Raw genomic sequence first — 20,913 nt, forward strand, 5'->3', positions numbered from 1 at the left:
TTCTAATTATTAATCTGGCAACTTGACAATCGTTAAAAAAGTTGAAATAAGAAAGCTAACACCTCCTTTATAGAAATGTTCAAGAAGTTTGTAAAAAGTAACTTCTTTTACACGATGAAATAAGTTTATAAATTACTAAGACAATTTTGGCTCATCCACTAATTGGACAGAATCAGTAGCAGCATTTTCCAACTCTAAAATGACGATTTCGTTTTCTTCTTCATTTATTAATGGACCTGGTACATACAGTCTGCGCTGTGGTCCAACTGTCACCCAGTATCTCCCCAAGTTAAATCCGTTGATAAAGACATTACCTTTCGTAAATCCTTCCAGGTCAACGTAGGTATCCGCTGTTTCAGCTACGGTAAAATGACCTTTGAAAAATTTAGGATAGCGATTTTCCGATCCGGCATAGTTTTCAGGCAGTGTATCTAATTCAATAGCGTACATGTCCCAATTGAACCAATATTGTTCGCCCAGCCAAATGTTTTTCACTACCCCTTTTTGATCGCTTAAATGTTCTCCATAGTTGGCGTGGCCCATGTTTTCCACTAAAATTTCCAACACATTCTCTTGTCGTGGGAAATGCAAGGTTCTTTCCGTATCTTTATCGTTTTTATATACGGTATCCACATATACACCATTGATATAGATAAAACCTCGGTCATGAATCGCATCGATATCAAACTTTAAATCACCTTGTCTGTTTACTGTTGTTTTGTATAGTGTGTAACCGTAAGATTGATCGATTTGCTCCATTGATAATGGTGTAATATGTTGCACTTTTCGGCTAATTTCAGGTAGTGTATCAAAGATACTGACTGATTCTGTTACTTGAACTTCTCCAAAAGATTTAGTTTGAATCTTGCTCTGATAATCCTCCGGTACTTCTATATAATCTGCCAGTACTTCTTTTGCTTTACGGTATTTTTCAGTTGGCTGACCACTTTCTGTAAGTAAGCTGTCATAATCATAGCTTGTAATGGTCGGATAATAAATATCGTAATGATTGGCACCATTAAAAAAGCCGAAATTTGTTCCGCCATGGAACATATAGAAATTCACAGAACTTTTATGTGTCATTAATTCTCGAAAAACATCCGCTGCATCCTGCGCATCTCTCGTATGATGCTCACCGGACCAGTAATCAAACCAGCCAATCCAAAACTCCGCTACCATTTTCGGAGAGCCAGGCTTGAACTTATCTAATGTGGCAAACGCACTTTCCACTTTGGAACCAAAATTAAGCGTTGTCGTAACATCTGGCAGAGAACCTTGTTCGATAAATTCCGGACCGTCTGATGTAAAATAGAAAGTATCAAGGCCATGCTTTTGATACAATTTTTTGAGATAGGACAGATACTCCAGGTCATTTCCATATGCACCATATTCATTTTCAATTTGCATCGCAATCACCGGTCCACCATTTTGATACAAATGTTTTTTGAATTTTGGCAATAGCACATTATAATAGTCAGTAATATGCTTCAAATAAGTTGGTTCACTGCTTCTAAGTACCAGATTGTTCTCTTTTAACAGCCATGAAGGTAACCCGCCCATGTCCCATTCTGCACAAATATATGGTGATGGTCTCAAGATCACGTATAATCCGAGCTGATGAGCCAGTTCGATAAATTTCTCTACATCGCCAAGTCCTGAAAAATGAAACTCACCTTTTTTCGGTTCATGAAAGTTCCAAGGAATATACGTTTCCACTGTATTCAGACCCAGTGCTTTTAACTTTTGCAGGCGGTCCTCCCAGTGTTCCGGGACGACCCTGAAATAATGAATACCACCCGATAAGATTTGAAACGGCTTTTCATCTAAATAAAACTGACCATTTTTAGTTGTTAACATATTGTCTCCCCCCTCTATAAATCAATAATATGAAATGGATTTCATTATTATTTAATTATAGTATATCCATTCATTCAACAATTATTATATCACTATTTGAAATGGGTTTCATAAAATGATAATGTAATCCTTTTCAATAAGATTACATTTAAAGCTATTCTTTGTCAACCTCTTCTCTTTTTGCTAATTGACAGGAATTCCTTAACTGTAGCTTCGTTGGTACTGTACTCTTCTTTTTAGCGGATTCGCCATTTATTAATTTCACTAATACATCGACAGCAGTCTTTCCCAGTTCCTCATAGTTCTGGCTGACAGAAGTAATACCTGGAGGAAAATCCTTTGCCAAATAAATATCATCAAATCCCACTACAGAGATATCCTCAGGAACTCTAATGCCAAATTTATTCAGCGTTTTGATGACACCGATAGCTACGAAATCATTAACACATACAATCGCGGTTGGCTTTTCATTTAAATAAAGTAAGTGGTTAGCGAGTTCTTCTCCTGATTCAATATCGAATCCCTCATTCATAATCCATTGCTCATGGATAGGTAAATGATGTCGAGCAAGTGCTTCTTTAAAGGCGTTAACCTTTACTTCTCTTGAAGTTACACCTTGTTCTCCCCCTAAAAAAGCAATTCGTTGATGATTCAAATTGTGAAGTAAATCGATGACATTGGTGATTCCTTCTTTTTCATCTGTTTGGATTACATGAGCATCTACTCCTGCCATTTCACCATTAACAAATACTACTGGTACACGATCCATAATTCTATTCATCTCTTCTGCAAGCTTGGGATCTGTAGCTACTTGATTTATACGGCCACCTAGAAATAGAATACCATCCACTTGTTTGTCGATAAGGTTTTGCAAATAGGTAGATTCAACATCTGTATCATTCATTGAATTGCACAAAAAAGAAGTATAGCCTAATGACAATGCATGTGCTTCACTTTTTTGCACTAAGGTAGAAAAAAAAGGGTGATTAATATCAGGTAAAATAATTCCGATCATTTTCGATTGTTTATATAATAAGCTTCTAGCCAGACTGTTCGGACGGAAGTTATATTTCTCGATTATCGCATCTACCTTCTGCTTGGTAACAGGTTTTACTCTTTCGTTACCCGTTAACACACGTGATACGGTAGATGGGGAAACATTCGCTTCCTTTGCAATATCATAGATTGTGATGTTTTTTTTCATTTTTGTCACCTAAATTGAAATTCAAATTTTTATTCGAAACCGATTCCATTATACTATACTTTATAACTTATGATAAATGTTTATTATTACGATAGCTACCTATAATACGGATTATGTAAACTAACTAAGTGGTAATTTTGAAATCATTCGTATGCTAGGATATCGCTTCGCCCAACCACTTCGCGTCCTGCGGGGCACGGCTGAAGCTAACTTTGTGAAGAAAAGCACTTCACAAAGTGGATCTTCAGCACCTGCATGTCCCGCGGGAGTCTACGTGGTTGGTCTACGCTAGGATAGGTTTTCTACAACTTTTGTAAGAGCTAGCATTTTGAGCCCATAGTTGTCCATAAATAGCATTTGAATTAATAACTCAATGCCTAGCACCACTGCTTTTTACTATTCCGAACTTGTAGCACGTCACTAAAGCGGAGCATATTTCTGGAGCTTTGCTTAGCATATAAATCATTTCAAAATTACCACATTGTCATACAGTTCCACTTTACATAATCCGTATTATAAGAAGTTGCGTTAATGTTAAGCGAAAACTTTTTTTATTTTGCTTTAATGATGAATTATATGCTTTCTTAACTCGTAAATAAAGATCGGGCAAAATGCCCGATCTTTATTATTTTACAGCTTTTCTTCTTATAACGATGATCGCAACACCAATCAACAGGAAAATAATACTTGCTCCTAGATAACTAAATATATTGGTTGCTGTATTAGGCAGTTGCTCATCGGATTTATTTTCTTTTTCAGTTGATTCCTGTTTATCATGTTGATCAGATCCAGTTTCTCCTTTTTCATTCTCGTCAGAAGTCTGATCTGTTGATTGTTGATCACTTGCCTCCTCGTCTTCTGACGATTGATCTGTATTATCATTGGAATCTGCTTCATTGTCTGAGTTGTCCTCATCAGAAGTATCCTCCGCTGCTTCTGCAAACACACCATAGCTGGAGAAATGCGAAACATTCAATGAAATTACTTGATTTTCTTCATCAGTGTTTCCACCAACATGCTCCCATATATCCTCTGATGCATTATAATAATAGATTGCAATTTCATCTGTATCTGCTCCCGTTTGATACCCTAAAAAGATTGTAAATTCACCTGTCGGCTCTGTTGCATGATCCGGATACTCCATTTCCACATCAAATGCTTCGCCTGCTATCATTAGTTCAGCATAATTTGTATCCTTCACCTCAAGTGGATGAACGGTTATCATCGTACCTGCTGGTAAATCTTCCGGCATCTTAATTCGGGCACTTATACCATTAATCGTATAATTCTCTCCGGCAAAAACTTTCTGGGATTGACCTAATGTTAATTCTGTATCCACCACAGGCGGCTCTGGCTCTTCCTTATCCAAAACGGTTACGCTGACAACTGCCGTATAGCCGCCATCTGCTGAAGTGACTGTCACCAGTGCCCCTCCTTCTCCAACTGCCTTCATCACACCGTCTTCAGTCACTGATACGACTTCGGGATTATTGCTGCTGTACCACACGTTTTGATTTGCCGCATCTGCTGGCTCTACCTTCACATTAATCGATGCTTCTTCTCCCGTTGCTAGTGTTACTTCCGACTGCTCTACAGATATTCCATTAACGGAGACCACATCATTTTCTATTTCACTTGGAATATTCTCCAATAATGCGTCATACTCCTCCTGCGTCACTGGCAAGACTGTACCATGACGGGGACTGTCAGGTAAATCATATTCTTCTGAGATCCGCCATTCACCCGACGCTAAATCAGTCGTTTCAAAAGGAATATATCCTCGCCCTCCAAATTCATCAATGAACAAGTACCATTTATCCTCGGTATTTGATTTAAAAATGGCTGGGCCTTCTCCTTGGCTGATCGTTCCTTTTCCGATTCCTTCTGTTATTAACTCAAAATTCGGGTCCAGTACAGAATCACCTGATTCTTGTAAAATAAATTTGCCATTTGGAGCGTTTTCCGGATCATTCCCTCGTTCATCTTTGGTAAAACGATAGATTTTTCCGGCATCCTCAATCATTGTTGTATCAATCACAGAATAACCATAATCCAGATAAATTTCTGGTTCACTAAAGGTATGGAAATCACGAGTAGTCGTATACATCATTCGTTGATAGCTGTCCCCGGAGTTTCTGTTTTCTTCACTATCATACAATTTGGACGCCCAGAAAATAACGTATTTTCCGATGGATTTATCATAGAAAATTTCTGGAGCCCATGTGTTTCCTGCTTCTTTCGGAGCTACTTCGACCATTCTTTGTTCAGACCAATTAATAAGGTCTGTTGATTCCCAGACCATGATCGATCTGCTGCCTTCAGTCTGTGCTCTTCCCCAGTCACCATTTCCATGGATTTTCAGATCCGTTGCAATCATATAAAATTTATCGCCTTCGGGTGATCGAATGATAAATGGATCCCGTAAACCTTTTTCACCCATATCAGACGTAATAACCGGCTCTCCATTATTTAACTCCTGCCAATGTAAGGGATCATTGCCCTCACTTAAGGCAAAATATATTTGCTCACCATCTGCAGTACTTTCTCCTGTAAAATAACTGAATAAATATCCTTTGTAATCTTTTTCTTTCGGCAATTCCTTTACATTTGCGACAAAAGATTTAATAATAGTCTGGTCATTTAGTGTAATAGTAGCTTTCAGGTTAACCTCCTCATCTCCTTTTCCGTTGGCAGGACGAGTAACCTCTCCAGTATTACTGATCATTGATTCATCTTCTGACTTCCAGCTGATGACGGTACCATTTTCACCTTCTGTTGGCAACGTGATGTTACCTCGTACATCATTGATGTTATACACTTTTAATGCCGCTGCAGCTTCTTTCAATAAGTCGGTATCTTGTGGCAAACGCTTGACCGTAATTGTGAATTCTTTTTTCGCAGTGCTTTCTCCTATTGTTATCGTTGCAGTTAATACCACTTCTTGGTCTCCTTCATCATAAGCTGGACGAGTTACCGATCCCTCTTTTGACAGATAGGTTTCATTATTGGATTCCCAGCTAACATCTGCTGTTAATCCGTTTACTTTTACCTGGTTAGGCAAAGAAAGATCTTTGGTTACTTCACTTTCCAAACTCAATTCCGCTTTAGCCTGTTCAACAAGCTCCTGATCGCTATATCCAGTAATTTCTTGTTCACTCAGCGTATAGTTGTATACTTTAAAATCCTTTAAGATTCCTTCAAATGGTGGATCTGTATTATAAAGTGATTTGCCAATATAACCGATAAAATCCTCTCCATCTGTCACACCATTCTTCAAAATATTTTGTACGATATAGTCATGTTGAATGGAACCGACTGGTACATCATTTAGATACAGCGAAATGTTACCTTCTTCAAATGCTGCCGTAAACGTATTATATTCTTCCGTGCTGATGCTCGCATCTTGGAACAATAACTCTGTTTCTTCGTCTTTTATACCAAAACGAACCGTGTTATCCGCCTGATTCGGATTTAAGAAAATATAATTGTTGACGTTCGGCCAGTTCCCTTGTTTCGTTCCAATGCTATATAGCCAGTGATTGGCACCTGTGCTTGTCTTAAATGTTGTTTCAATCGTAAATGATTCATCAGTAATTAAACCTTTCGGCAAGCTAACATATTTCGATTCATCTCCAGCAAAAGGCAAAACTTTGACGCCGTCTTCCTGTTTGACATCCTCTGATGTAAATCCTACCAAACTGGCATCCATTTCATTCTCTGTTATGTCTATTAAATGATCACCTGACACAGACATATCATAATGGGCTAACAATTGATCCTCTAATGGTTCTGTTGGTTCATCTGGATCTGTATCATCTGATGTACTAGCTTCACTGATTACATCCATACCATCTAATGTCAGCCCTCCACCTTTTACAACGATTTCGGCAGTATGCTGTTCAACATCCAATCCTCTTATGTGATAAAATGTTTGTCGATCCCCTTTAGCATCAACACGGTAATCCTGCTCTATTTGCTCACCATCGATATATACATCCATCAAGGCGTCAGGAGTTGCACCAAACAGGTTAAAACCGCTACCTTCAAAGTCAAAGATTAATTTATTATCACTTTGTTCAGGCGTAGAATAAATATTGACACCTCGGTAATCCATATATGTTTCTTTCACTTCATTATCTCCGAGCGAAACTTTTAACGTATGCTCCTTATCCTCCAGATCACGAACAGAATAACGTATACCATCTTCACCGACATCATAATTACCTGCAACTTCTCCATCCAATTCAAACTGGTAAGTCGTGGCATTATCACTGCCTGCTAAATAATCAATCCCAGTTCCAGTAAAATGAATGTAAATATACGGGTTATCATTGAAATTAGCCCAAGCATTATTATCGTTAGCTCCCCAGGTATTACCGTTTTCCCTGTAGGCATACACAGTATTTTCTTGACTGCCTATCTCTGCATCTTCAGTAATGGCAGTAAAATCATTTGGTGCTAATGTTGTAACAGATTCTGCATCAATTGGTTTATCTGTATCAATTTCTGCTTTAACAAAACTTGTGTAAGATTCTTTCGAAACCACTTTCAGCGTATGCTCGGTATCCTCAAGATCCTCAGCAGACCATACTTCTTTTACAATCGAACTGTTATTTAAATAATTTGCTTCACCAACAAGCTCTCCGTCTAAATATACATCCGCCGTTCCGTTGTTAGGATTTGTTTCTCCATACAACCGAATGGCATTTCCTTCAAAGGTAATCTCAAAGGAATCGCCATCATTTCCCCAAGCATTGCTGCTATTGGAACCCCAATCTCCTGAATAGAAAACTTTATGAAGCGTTCCTTGTTCCGACGTGGTATCCGTATGTTCAACGAGATAACCGTTCCAAACTGGATAATCACTGGATGTTGTCATTTGTGTACGATTAAAATGGGCATAGCCAGATTGCATAAACTCCCAATCTCCCACATAACCAATTGGATTCCATTCGTCTTCATTATTTAAGGCCGCTCCTTCTGATCGATAGATTTGTCCTTGCGCATTATCTACTTTCAAGGATTTATATGGATAGCCTTCAATTGGTTCAATGCTCAAATTATCAATCAATGTTTCATAATAGCCTGTTCCAAGCGTAACTCGCCCAGCCATTACAGTTGCATCCTCATCAGTGTACGTTGCAATTGGTTCACCATCTAAATAAAGTGTAAACACATTTTCTTTGGCCTCAAAGGCTAATCGATGCCAAACACTGTTATCAAAACCTTCGGTTGTTCCTTGTTTGACTACACTTCCCATTTTTGAAATCTCGTATTTTCCATCTGCAAATATTTTGGCATTATAGGTTGCCTGAGAATCACTCCAGCCTGCTTTCACTTGACGGACTCCGATAAGCGCATAGTTATCTCTTCCTTGTACCGTCTCCGTATGTGTATCTAATAGAAAGTCAAAGGATGCTTTATAGTTCACCCAACGAAAATCTCCTATATTCGTATTCGGATTAACATCCGCTGCTGCTCCATCTGTTCCTCCCCAAACAGCCCAATCCGCTCCTATGATATCAGTTGTCATTTTTTGTTGAAGCATATTTCCGTGTGCTTCTGCCTCCGGAATATCAAGAGGTTCTTTTTCAAAACTGCCATCTTCCGCTTGTTTGGTTGCTTGTTTAACTACTTCGAAAGCTCCAATTTGATCCGTTGTATACCGGGGTGTCCCACCTCTTCTATCAACATAATCACGATCCTGTTCATCAAGCGGATATTCATCATATTCGAAATCATCGCTATATGGTAATGACATAATGGTATCTTCTGCTAAGTCAACAGGATCTGACTGATATTCAAAACCATCAATTTCTGCTGCCTTATCCAACGTAGTGATTGTCACAATCGAATATGGCTTAACCTCTACTTGATAAACACCCTCTTCAGGCTGTATGACATCAACATTTTTGAACCAGTTCGCATCATACGCCTCTCCTTCACTAGGCCCTTTCGTTTCCCAAACAAATACTTCGGCATTTTCTTTACCGCTTAAATTTTTTGCTTCAATTGTATAAGACCGAGTGTCATTGGTATTGTTTGCAAACACGGTCGTATAATCATCCGTTTCAGGGTCTTTCAATGTCATATAGTTATGTGTACTTGTATCGACATCAACACCGCCATCAAAAAAATCTCCATCACTAAAGGTGGCATCTTGGACATATTGCCAGCGTTCATTTTTCCCGGTGGATAAATCATCATGTTCTGTAAAATTCATGACATGTCTGACACCTTGAATACCACCATCCGCTTCATAAAAACCGGACCAAGGATCAAATGCACTAATTAGTTGCTTTGGATTGTATTGTGCACCTTGATAAAAAGCTGCAACCGACGGCTGAAAGTCAAAGGACACCGCATTTAATGGTTGATCATTTGCCCCTTCCCATGAATAGACAGAGATAATTCGGGAAGTTACATCAATAATCCCTGCACGGCCGCCCAAACCATTATAATCAGGTTCCATGTTGTCGCGATACCTTGCATTGATCATTGGAGAAATCCCTTCTGATACCCAGACTTCTTTTGGCTTTTTGCCCTCTTCTTTTAATTGTTCCTGTAACGTGTTTAATTCAGTCGAACCAGTTAATCCATAATGAGAACTGATCACATCAATTTCATCTATTAAATCAGGATTATCCAGTAACGTACGACTGATAGTGGCAGTATCTCGATAACCATCCGCAGCAACCAGTTTTATATCTTGATAATCTGCTTCATAATTCGGTTCATCTTTAATATGGGTTGTGAAATATTTCAGCCACTCTACTTCATTTCTGCCATTCCCATTTTGTGCTCTCTCGTTTTGAGAGATTCCGATATAATCCAACTTAAAGCCATATTCTTCATATACCGCATCAATCGTTTGTTTATACCATTGATAGCGGTCTTCATACTCATGATTTGCGGCTGATTCCCACGTCCAACGCGGCTCACCCCAGCGCAAAATTTCTGTCGTTATATCAGGATTAATCGATTTAGCATCTGCAGCAAATTGGAACCCTGCTCCTCGTAATACATTAGCCGGCTCGTCCTCAAATCGCATTGTAGCTGGCTCCGTTCCTGATGATGAATTAATATCAGCACCTAACTCCACTTTTACATGAGTTAATCCTGCACCTGTATCTTTATTAAATAATTGATTCATGATTTCCCAATATTGATCAGGATGCTCTTCTTTATAATCTAATAATAATCGTGACGTATTATTTCCTGAGACCGTACCAAATCCTTTAAAGCGGTTATGAGGATCAACATTTTCTCCATCAATTGTAATGGTTTTGGTAACGACTTCTGCTTGTGATTGTTGCATTCCAATTATTGATCCTGTAACCGTCAGGAGGATCAATAAAATTAAAAGACACCATGGCTTTTTAGTAAAACTCGTTTGCATGATTATTTCATCCCTTCCTTTAAGAATACACAACAACAGCTATTTTCATCATTCATTTAATAGATGACATATAGAATCCTTTTCACCTCCCACTTATTGGTTGCGCTTACATTATTTCATAACCTCTCTGCATTGTTTGCCACGATCTTTACTACTTTTATCATTTTTTTGACCTTTAGACGATTGGATGCTACCGATAATACAGATTATGTTAACTAGAACCGGATAACAGTGTGGTAATTTTGACATGTTTTGTATGCTTTAGCCAAGCTCCGGAAATATGCTCCGCGTCCAGTGGGGCACGGCTTCAGCTAACTTTGGAAAGAAAATTCTTTTCCTTTCCAAAGTGGATCTTCAGCTCGTGCTGATCACCACGGGGTTCTACGCATATTTCCTACGCTTCAGTGAAGTGCTACAATGTACGGAACAGCTAAAAGCAAGTCCTAGTTATCAGGTCCTAGATCCTAGTAAATTTCGATACTTAGAATGTAGGTGTTCTTATCAATAGATCTTATTATAAAAGATCAATCAATATCCTCGATCTTGCTACAGATGTAGAGTCTGTACCCTAGCGTAGGCCAACCACGTAGACTCCCGCGGGATCTTCAGCCGTGCCCCGCAGGACGCGAAGTGGATGGCCGGAGCGGTATCCCAGCAGATGAATTATTTCAAAATTACCGCTAGGCTAGTTAACATATTATAAGCACTCTTTTCTATAATATATTTTCTATAATAGAAAAATCCCCGCCTGATCAAATCAAGCGGGGATTGCGATTAACTTTCGAACCAGTTGTTTGCAATGGTTTGTTTGTACCAGTAGAAACTATCTTTCTTCGTGCGTTCCAGCGTTCGGTAGTTGACGTGGACAATTCCGAAGCGCATGGTATAGCCTTCAGCCCACTCGAAGTTATCCATTAATGACCAGGTGATGTAGCCTTTAATGTTAACACCAGATGCTATAGCACGACTTAATGCTGTTAAGTGCTGCTCTAGATAATTGATGCGACCTGTGTCATGGACGCGGCCTTTCTCTGGTTCATCATTGTAGCAAGAACCATTTTCGGTAATAAAGATTGGTACATCGCCGTAACTTTCTTTAATGCGTGTCAACACGTTATACAAACCTTCCGGGAAGATTGGCCAGCCGATATCAGTACGGTCGTAATTCATTTCGACTAACTCCCAATCAAGTAATCCTTCATTTTCTTTATATCTTGCAATATGTCCAGTGTAGTAATTGATTCCAAGAAAATCTACTGGCTGGGAGATCGTTTCCATATCGCCATCCTCGATTACTAATTCCACGCCTTTTTTCTTGAACCAATCAACCATAAATGTTGGATAAGTTCCTTTGAATACCGGATCCATAAACCATTCAATATACCAGCCAATTTCCCGATTACATGCATCAATGTCTTCCTGTCTATTGCTGAATGGCTCTAACCACGTTGTATTAGGTGCAAAACCAATTTCACCATCAATGCCAAGCTCGCGGAATTTTTGAACACTTTTTCCATGCGCTACTAATAAATGATGGGAAATTTGCGTTGCCAATTGTAAATCATGATTACCTGGAGCGTGCACACCAATATAATTAGACAAAAAAGAGATACACCACGGCTCATTCAATGTTAACCATTTATTGATTTTTCCAGAAAATTCATTGAACATCAATGTCGCATATTCCACAAAGGCATCAATTGTTTCGCGATTATTCCAGCCACCCTTATCCTGCAATGCTTGTGGCAAATCCCAGTGATAGAGAGTACACATGGGTTCAATTCCATTTGCTAAAAGTTTATCGACTAAACGATGATAGTAGTCTAATCCTTCCTGGTTCACTTCACCCGTACCATCTGGGAAAATACGTGGCCAGGCAACGGAGAATCGATAAACATCAATTCCAAGATCCTTCATCATTTCTACATCTTCTTCATAACGGTGATAGCTGTCACAAGCAACATCCCCATTGTCACCATTTGCGACTTTACCTGGAGTTTTCGAGAATGTATCCCAGATGGATACACCACGGCCACCTTCTTTTGCTGCACCTTCAATTTGATAAGATGCTGTTGCTGTTCCCCATTTCATATCTTTCGGAAACTGAATAATTGTCATGGTAAAACCCCTCTCTTATTATAAAATATTGATGAATTGCTGAAAAGCTTCATCCGCATGATTCGGTAAATGCTCATGTCCATATTCGTGATATAACGTCAAGTCTTTTCTGGAGCGAATTTTGTTATAAGCTGCAAATTGCGTTGATGGTGGACAGATTGGATCTCTCAAAGCTGTTAACCAATGCACACTTGCCTTGATTCGGTCAGCCAGATGCTGGATATCTATATAACCTAGTTTCGAAAAAATTTCCCGGTGCCGATGATGTGCAGGATCGAAGCAACGGAAAAAGTAAGCGATTTCTTCATAGGCAGAATGTTGAATGTCCATTTCCCATGCTCTTTCATAATCAGACAAAAACGGGTATACAGCAAATAAGTGCTTGATCGTTGGTTCTAATGCTGCACAAGCCGTTGCGAGTGCTCCACCTTGTGATTGACCGTAAACACCAATTCGTTCCGGATCCACCCCATCAATCGTCTGTAATATTCTCACTGTCTGAACTGTATCTAAAAACACTTGTCGGTAATACAAATGATCTGGGTTAGGATCATCTAAACCACGAATAATATGGCCTTTTAAAGTAGGTCCTTTCGTTACTAACGTATCCTCTGATCGACCGCCTTGTCCACGACAATCCATTGCTATTACCGTAACGCCTTGCGCCGCATATGCTAACTTATCCAGCCAATCCCCACTATCTACTGAATAACCATGAAATATAGCCAAACCTTGGCCAGTAGCAATTTCTTTGTTAGGTACAATTAGTTTTGCATGAATGCGAGAATCTCCTACTCCTCGGAAATACAGGTGATGACACGTTGCGAATGAACAAGTGACACCAGCTTCTTCCAACTCATAGGTTAAGGATTGTTGATCCAATTGCTGTAATGCTCGCTCCCAATAAAGGTTAAAGTCATCAGGTTTTTGGTTTTTCCCTTGATACTTTTCTAATTCGTGTAATGGCATATCTAGATGCATCGTATTCCTCCCGTCAGCGGTTAATTTTATGATGGACATAAGCATTTAAAGAATGTATGTAGCCATCAACACCTATCTCCACCAAGGAAACCGATTTCCTAATCTTCCAAAAAAATTTCACTTATTCTTAGAAATTTCAGATCATCAACATCCCATTACTATAGTTAACTGTGATTTCGGAAAGGACATCGGTTTCATTATATCATAATTCCGAGCGAATAAACACACTTTTTCGAGCTCTATTAGAAAATAGAGCTCGAACTAAACTATTCACTTATTTTTACAGCCCGTAACCATTCATGGGCCATCAATAAATTACCTGCACTATTCATATGAACGCCATCAACGGTAACATTATAGCCGCTACTTTGGACTAAATATTGAATAAAACGTTGGTGTGTTGGCACTAGAACCGCTTCGAATTCTGTTGCTAACACCCGTACAATTTCAGCATAGGCTTTTAATTTCTGATTACCGACAGAATCCACCTTTTCTTCAATTATGGTCGGTTCCATAAAAACGATAGTAGAAACACCTATTTCTTGTACTTGCTTTAATAAGTGACGATATATTGCTTCAAATTTTTCTTCGTCGACCTGTTCTAATTCCGGATGGTCGAGCTGACGCCAAACATCATTGATTCCTATTGAAATCGATACGGTGTCCGGTTTTAGATTAATCACATCTTCTTGCCAGCGTTCTTCCAGATCTATAATGCGATTCCCACCGATTCCTTTATTAAAAATTTCATAATCCTTCTCAGGGTGTAGTACTTTTAAGTAATCATGAATAATACGAACATACCCTGTCCCGATCCCCTCTTGATCGTCATGCTTTCCCCATTCCGTAATGCTGTCACCAATAAATACGATGCGGTTTCCTAAATTGGTCAAAACCATCTACTCCTTTATCCCACTACTTAGCTATAGAATACCATTGTTTCACAATTTTTTCTGCTTTCTTTCCAAAAATATCAAAATCAAGATCCTTGTCTGCTTCTTCGACCGGATAAAGCTTGGCTTTCCAGTCCCACCAGAAAAATCCTGCAAACCAGGGTTTATCCCAAAATACTTGAATCACAGACTGATAAAAATTAGCTTGTTCATCCTCACTAAACGGTAATTCCTTATGTTCAAAATCCCAGGGCATCGTCGCACATCCAAGTGCACTTCTACAGCCTATCTCCATGAACAGAATTGGTTTGTTATAAGTTTGATGTAATTTTTCCAGCTTGTGAGCTATTTTCTCCCACTCTTCGACCATATTGTTCACAGAATCACCAGGCTCTTTCGCAACCGGGTAGTATGCACTCGTCCCAATAATATCAACAGCATCGAACCACTCAACACCTTCTTCTTTGCCATGATTCGCATTGTAAATAATCGGACCATCATAGATATTTCGAACATCGCGTATAAGCTTACGCCATGATGCTGTTTGTCCTTCTGTATTAATCATTTCACAACCTATACAGAACATTTCGCACTCTAATTCCTTTGCTAATTCCGCATAATGCTTGATGAAATAAGTATACGACGAAAACCATGCTTGCCATTTTTCAGCTGCTTCCTCGGGAAAACCGATTCGCGCCCGCCAAATCCTATCTTTACAATTAACCACGGGTTTGAGACAGACTTTTAACCCTAAATTCTTCGCTTCTTTAACAGCGAATTGAATATCTCTGTCTGTCATCGTATTACTATAATCAAAGTGAATATTAGTCGAAGAATACGTATCCTGAAGAGCGAAGAATGACAAGGCAATCCATTCACTCCCAGTTTCTTTTAATTTCTGTAATGAATAAACAGCATCTTCTGTCTGATATGCTCCACGTTCCGTATTCCATCCATAAGTCATACCTTTTACAAATAACTCCTTCATCTTGTCCCCACCATTTCTCTCCTATCACAGTGCTAACCGCCATAATACTCAACTTCAAGCATCGAAAAATGCTAACTATGGCGATAACACACGATACGTTATTCTGGCATCGAGAGGATAATCCCCACCGATGCCATTTTCTCTTTATTGATGATGCGTAATATGATAAACGCTGCGAACCTCAAGTCCTCGCTTCAATTGATCAAGCGTTAATGTCCCTTCTAACTGCGACTTATCGATTGTAATGACCTTTGGTTCCTTTGCAGACAAATCGAAATAATTATCAGAAAGCACTGCATCAACCGGTAATTGTAGTTCAACGTATTTCGTGAACGCATCTGCTTGTACTTCAATCTGAATCTTCTGATCTGTTTCACTCACATTTGTTGCTAATTGAGGATTTAAAAATTCAAAATGCTTTGCTTTGGTAAAGATCACCGTTGCATGACTGTAATAGTTATCATCCATATAAAGTGTTGCCTCTAAATAACAATTACGCTTCCGTTGATCCGTTAACACTTCTGAAAAATCCAGTAACTGACACGATTGAGCGGTTGAGGCCGGAACATTCGCAGTGAAGTGACCTTGCTCGATAATTTCTGATTGATTGTTTCGAAGTTTCCATTCAACCTTGCAATCTATCTCTGTCAAACGATCGTTCGTAATATATATATCAGCGTCCGTTTCCCCTTCTTCGATTGAGAGCAATACAGGATCGTAGAATTTTTTTGTGAAATAATGCAATGCTTTCCACCTTCCGTAATAATCAATACTTGACCACGAGGCCACTGGCCAGCAATCGTTTAATTGCCAATAGAGTGCTCCCATACAGCGTCCTAAATTACGTCGCCAATGCTCCACCCCGTATTTTATCGCTTCCGCTTGCAGGAGTTGTGATGTATAAATTAATGCATCAAAGTCTTTTGGATACAGAAAATTTTCTGATAAATAGTACAAAATCTTACCATTGGCAGCGTCGTTTTTCTGATGTATTTCCATCACTCTGGAGAATATATTCCGATCTTCCGGTTTGGTAAAGGACTCTATCGTTTTCATATTCGGAAAGGACTGAAAGCCAAATTCAGAACAAAAACGGAAAAAATAATTTCTGTAATCCGTAAATGGCTTCTCTCCATGCCACACTTGCCAATAATGCATATCCCCAACATCAGGGTTGCGTGGGTTATCGAAGCCTCCTGTAGATGATGGCGAAGAAGACCAGTAAAACGTCTGTGGATCATACTGCTTCACAAGATCTGGCAGCATAATCTCAAATAATTTAATATAATCTCTGCGCCAGTCCGATCGTCTTGGCCACCCCCAATGCTCCATTGCTTCTTCCACTTCATTATTCCCGCACCAGATTCCAAGAGATGCATGGTGTCGAATTCGTTTGATTTGATCGATCGCTTCTTGACGAACATTATGTTCAAATGAATCCGTTAATCGATATACACTGCATGCAAACATGAAATCCTGCCATACAACTAGTCCATAGCGGTCACATAATTCATAGAAATAATCCTCTGGATAGTGTCCACCACCCCAGACACGAATCATATTAAAATTAGCTGCCACACTGTCCTTTAGTAAATTCTCCGTTCTGGCCCTTGATGTTCTTGGTAAAAGGTTATCTTCCGGTATATAATTGGCTCCTTTCATAAAAATCGGCTGACCGTTTACCACAAACTCAAATGATTTTCCCCATTGATCTTCTTCATGTTTTACCTCTATCGTACGCAATCCGATCGTATAGCTTTGTCGATCGATAACCTCATGTCCTTTTTCTAAAAAAACTTCTACCTGATACAATGACTGTTCACCGAATCCTGCTGGCCACCATAAAGCTGGATTATCCACAGGTATTGTGATAGATGTTTCTTGCTTTACTTGATTACAGACTTGGCCAATTGTTGTTCCATCCGGAGCTGTTAACCTTGTTGATAGATGATAATTCTCTGATACTATCTTTTCTAATGTTACTTGCACATCAAGTTGCACGTGGTTTGTGTCGTGTTGCTGCGTAATGTAAACATCATTGATGCGATTATCATTCCACATCGCTATTTCCACATCACACCAAATGCCTAAATCAGGAATTTTTGGACCCCAATCCCAACCAAACATACTATGAGATTTCCGTAGATGCTGGTAGCCTTCCATCGCATGATCTACACCAGCTAATGGATCTTTTTGCTGCATCTCCGTTATATAGGATACGGGTGAATATAGATAAACCTCTAGTACATTTCCGCCTTCATGAAGATAAGGTTTGATATCTACTTCATATGTACGGTGCATATTATTAGTTTCTAAAAGGCTTTGCCCGTTTAGCGTAATTGCTGCAATTGTATCAATTCCATGAAAAATAAAAGAAATATGCTGAAACGCTAATTGCTCACTATTCATGTCAAATTCTTTGCGAAACAGATAATCCCTGCTCGCAATTTCCGTAGCTTGTTCTTCATTATCTCGATAAAACGGATCGTCTATTACGTTTGCCTCGAGCAAAGTATGCATAACGGAGGCTGGTAGTGTCACAGCATAAGTATCTTCATCAGTAAGTGTTCTCATTTCCCAATTTTGATTGAAATTTAATTTTTTCATACGCCACCTCATTCATTCTATTTGTAAAAGAAAGCCGCACTATCCTATTCAGATAGAACGACTTTCATTCATTAGTTAGATAGATAAAAGTTTTTTATTACATTTTCAGCTGGTTTACCATAGATGGCATAATCACCATCTTTGTCTGCCTCAGATTCTGGATAAAGGATGGCTTTCCAATCCCATAATCCGAATCCAAGTACCCAGTCCCTTTTTGCTGTTTTATCAAACATATCCTGATAAAAAGCTTTTTGCTCTTCGAAATTTATTTCACCATCCATGGACCAATCATTTGGCACTTGTGCAGATCCCGTTCTGCTTGGACATCCTGCTTCTGCAAAAAAGAATGGTTTGTTAAATGGCTTGATAATTTTTTCAATACGATCCAATTGATTATCCCAATCACCCAATGGATAATAGCCACTTGATGATATCACATCTACCTCATCCCACCAGCTGACATTTCCTTCTTGGTATTTATCGGTATTATATGTGATCAGACCGCTATATACTTCCTTTACCTCACGAATCAACTGACGCCACTCTTGTTCTCTTCTTTCTGTTTGTACCATTTCACAACCAACAATGAACATTTCAGCATTCTTCTTGGTAGCGATCTTGGCATAATGTAATTGATAGTCTGTATAGCTTCTGAACCAATCACGCCATTTCGGTTCACAAGGGACATCAATATCAAAGAAATTAATATGTGCACGCCAAATGCCGTCTGCAGGATTTACCGTTGGTTTTATCATAATCTTCAAGTCTAGTGATCTTGCATAATCGATCATATCTTCTAATTCTTGATCGGTTACCATATGTTCTCCGTCATAAATCACTTCTGTCGAAAAAGCAGTTTCTTGTGTTGCTGCTAACGCAAATATTACATAATCACTAGCGGTTCGTTCCTTCATCAATTTTAATGATTCTTTTGCTTCTGCTTTTGTAAAGTCGCCACGTTTTGCCCCCCAGCCAAACGTAAAGCCTTTGATGTATTCCATTTCTCTCTCTCCTTTTCCTGTTGCCTTAATAACGTCTATTATTTAACCGATCCTGAAGTTAGTCCATTATAGATATATTTCTGCAAGGAAATAAACGCTATAAATGTCGGTATAATTGCAAGCATAATACCTGCACAAATAACTTCCCATTCAGAGCCATATGGACCTTTGAATTTAAACAATGCGGTGGATATTACTTGCAGATCTGTCTTAGGCATATATAGAAACGGTGTATAGAAATCGTTATAAACGTTGATGCCTTTTACAATAATTACCGTTACAATTGCTGGTGTTAATAACGGCAATATAATTTTTCGGTAGATTGTAAAATAAGACGCCCCATCAAGCATTGCTGATTCATCCAGTGAAACGGATATAGAACTCATAAACTGCAAGAAAATATAGATGGCAATAATATCTGTACCGAGATACAAAATAATTGCTGCCCATATCGTATTAAATAAACCTAGTGAATTAACAATCTGGAATGTTGCAACCTGAGTTGTTACAGCAGGAATCAATGTCGCTAATAAAAAGGCGCCTAATATTAATTTGCTACCCCTAAATTTAAAACGGTCTAATACAAAAGCAACCATAGAACCAACAAGTGTTGTACCAACAATGGAAACTAGTAAAATAATTACTGTGTTTTTAAATCCAGTCATCATGTTTCCTTCAACGAATGCTCTTTTGAAGTTTTCAAAATTTGTCCAATCTTCTGGAGGGGTTAATGGTCCAGTACTTGTATATTCAGCTCCTGTTTTGAAAGATGCAAATAATACAATCAAGATTGGTAAAATAGCAGCAAGTGCACCTAAAATTAACGACGCATATTTTATGAAATTACCTGCAAGATGTTTACCATTCATATTAATCGTCCTCCGAGAAGAATTTTCGTTGTACAGCTGTTACAATAATGACGATAAATAACAAAATAACAGCCATTGCCGATGCTAAACCAATTTTTCCATATTTAAATGCTGTATCTACCGTTTGAATAACAAACGTTGCACTTCCATTGGAACCACCTGTCATAATATAAGGGATTTCGAAAGCACTTAAAGCACCACTGATCGCTAAAATTAAGTTTAGCGAAACAATAATTTTAATACTTGGTAAAATAATATACCGGAATTGATGCCATCTGTTCGCACCGTCAATTTCAGAAGCTTCATAGACATCGTTTGGAATCGAAGAAATGGCACCAAGGAATATGATGAAATTGAAGCCCATATATCTCCATACAGATGTACCTGCTAATGAAATATTAATAACATCCGGATTCCCTAACCAGTGTGTTGTGAAATCTCCTAATCCAACCAATCCAAGAATGGTATCCAGTCCACCATCAGGCTGGAAGAATAATAGAAACATAAACCCGATCGCAACCCCGTTTAATAAATACGGGAAAAAGATAACTCCTTTAAAAAAGTTTTTCATTCGTACTTTAAAACTTAAAATAGTTGCAAAATATAAGGCTAAGCTCATTTGCAAAAAGGTCCCAAAGAAATAATACAAACTGACAGTAAATACTCGAAAATACTCCGGATCGGTAAATACTGTTTTATAATTCTCTAAACCTATAAATTCTTTATCACTAAATCCATTCCATTCAGTTAAACTGTACCAAAACATATTGGCCACTGGTAAAAAGCTAAATGTGCCTAACAACGTTAATGGAACGATAAGAAAAGCAACAATAATAATATTGCGTTGTGATTTATAACTTAATTTTGAGAACAAATCGATGCACCTCCGGTTAAAAACTAAATGAAATCTGAAAGAATCCTTCCCATATTTCATTTAATTTTTACATTTCTCTCTCTATTTTTCTGAAGAATAGGTGAGCAGCACCAACCATTATT

Annotated in this window: 11 protein-coding genes; all 11 read right to left on the reverse strand. The window is 38.6% G+C overall.

The features are described 5' to 3' along the window. Positions 1–135: 135 nt before the first annotated feature. The 11 genes from MUN88_RS20815 to MUN88_RS20865 all read right to left on the reverse strand — a co-directional run bounded on the left by MUN88_RS20815 (position 136) and on the right by MUN88_RS20865 (position 20,791). Positions 136–1,857, reverse strand: coding sequence for a glycoside hydrolase family 35 protein (locus MUN88_RS20815; RefSeq protein WP_244718957.1), 1,722 nt, complete (start codon positions 1,855–1,857; stop codon positions 136–138). Positions 1,858–2,011: 154 nt separating this feature from the next. Next, on the reverse strand, positions 2,012–3,061 hold the full coding sequence (locus MUN88_RS20820) for a LacI family DNA-binding transcriptional regulator (RefSeq protein WP_244718960.1): 1,050 nt from the start codon (positions 3,059–3,061) through the stop codon (positions 2,012–2,014). Positions 3,062–3,686: 625 nt separating this feature from the next. Next, the gene (locus tag MUN88_RS20825) at positions 3,687–10,460 is read right to left on the reverse strand and encodes an immunoglobulin-like domain-containing protein (RefSeq protein WP_244718963.1); all 6,774 of its coding nucleotides are present in this window, start codon (positions 10,458–10,460) and stop codon (positions 3,687–3,689) included. A 774-nt stretch (positions 10,461–11,234) separates the two neighbouring features. Further along, positions 11,235–12,578 (reverse strand): GH1 family beta-glucosidase, encoded by a 1,344-nt coding sequence (locus tag MUN88_RS20830; protein ID WP_244718966.1) that lies wholly within the window; start codon positions 12,576–12,578, stop codon positions 11,235–11,237. Positions 12,579–12,596: 18 nt separating this feature from the next. Beyond that, complete coding sequence (locus MUN88_RS20835) at positions 12,597–13,559, reverse strand: acetylxylan esterase (protein WP_244718969.1); 963 nt, start codon at positions 13,557–13,559, stop codon at positions 12,597–12,599. Positions 13,560–13,825: 266 nt separating this feature from the next. Then, the gene (locus MUN88_RS20840) at positions 13,826–14,452 is read right to left on the reverse strand and encodes an SGNH/GDSL hydrolase family protein (protein WP_244718972.1); all 627 of its coding nucleotides are present in this window, start codon (positions 14,450–14,452) and stop codon (positions 13,826–13,828) included. A 22-nt stretch (positions 14,453–14,474) separates the two neighbouring features. After that, the gene (locus MUN88_RS20845) at positions 14,475–15,440 is read right to left on the reverse strand and encodes a glycoside hydrolase family 113 (protein WP_244718975.1); all 966 of its coding nucleotides are present in this window, start codon (positions 15,438–15,440) and stop codon (positions 14,475–14,477) included. 144 nt (positions 15,441–15,584) lie between these two features. Further along, on the reverse strand, positions 15,585–18,047 hold the full coding sequence (locus MUN88_RS20850) for a beta-mannosidase (RefSeq protein WP_244718978.1): 2,463 nt from the start codon (positions 18,045–18,047) through the stop codon (positions 15,585–15,587). Positions 18,048–18,118: 71 nt separating this feature from the next. Beyond that, complete coding sequence (locus MUN88_RS20855) at positions 18,119–19,048, reverse strand: glycoside hydrolase family 113 (protein WP_244718980.1); 930 nt, start codon at positions 19,046–19,048, stop codon at positions 18,119–18,121. Positions 19,049–19,086: 38 nt separating this feature from the next. Continuing rightward, entirely contained in the window at positions 19,087–19,917 is an 831-nt protein-coding gene (locus MUN88_RS20860) for a carbohydrate ABC transporter permease (protein WP_244718983.1), read from the reverse strand. Between the two features lies 1 nt (position 19,918). After that, complete coding sequence (locus MUN88_RS20865) at positions 19,919–20,791, reverse strand: carbohydrate ABC transporter permease (protein WP_244718986.1); 873 nt, start codon at positions 20,789–20,791, stop codon at positions 19,919–19,921. Positions 20,792–20,913 lie beyond the last annotated feature (122 nt).

This window comes from Gracilibacillus caseinilyticus (genome assembly GCF_022919115.1).
GTDB lineage: Bacteria > Bacillota > Bacilli > Bacillales > Amphibacillaceae > Gracilibacillus > Gracilibacillus caseinilyticus.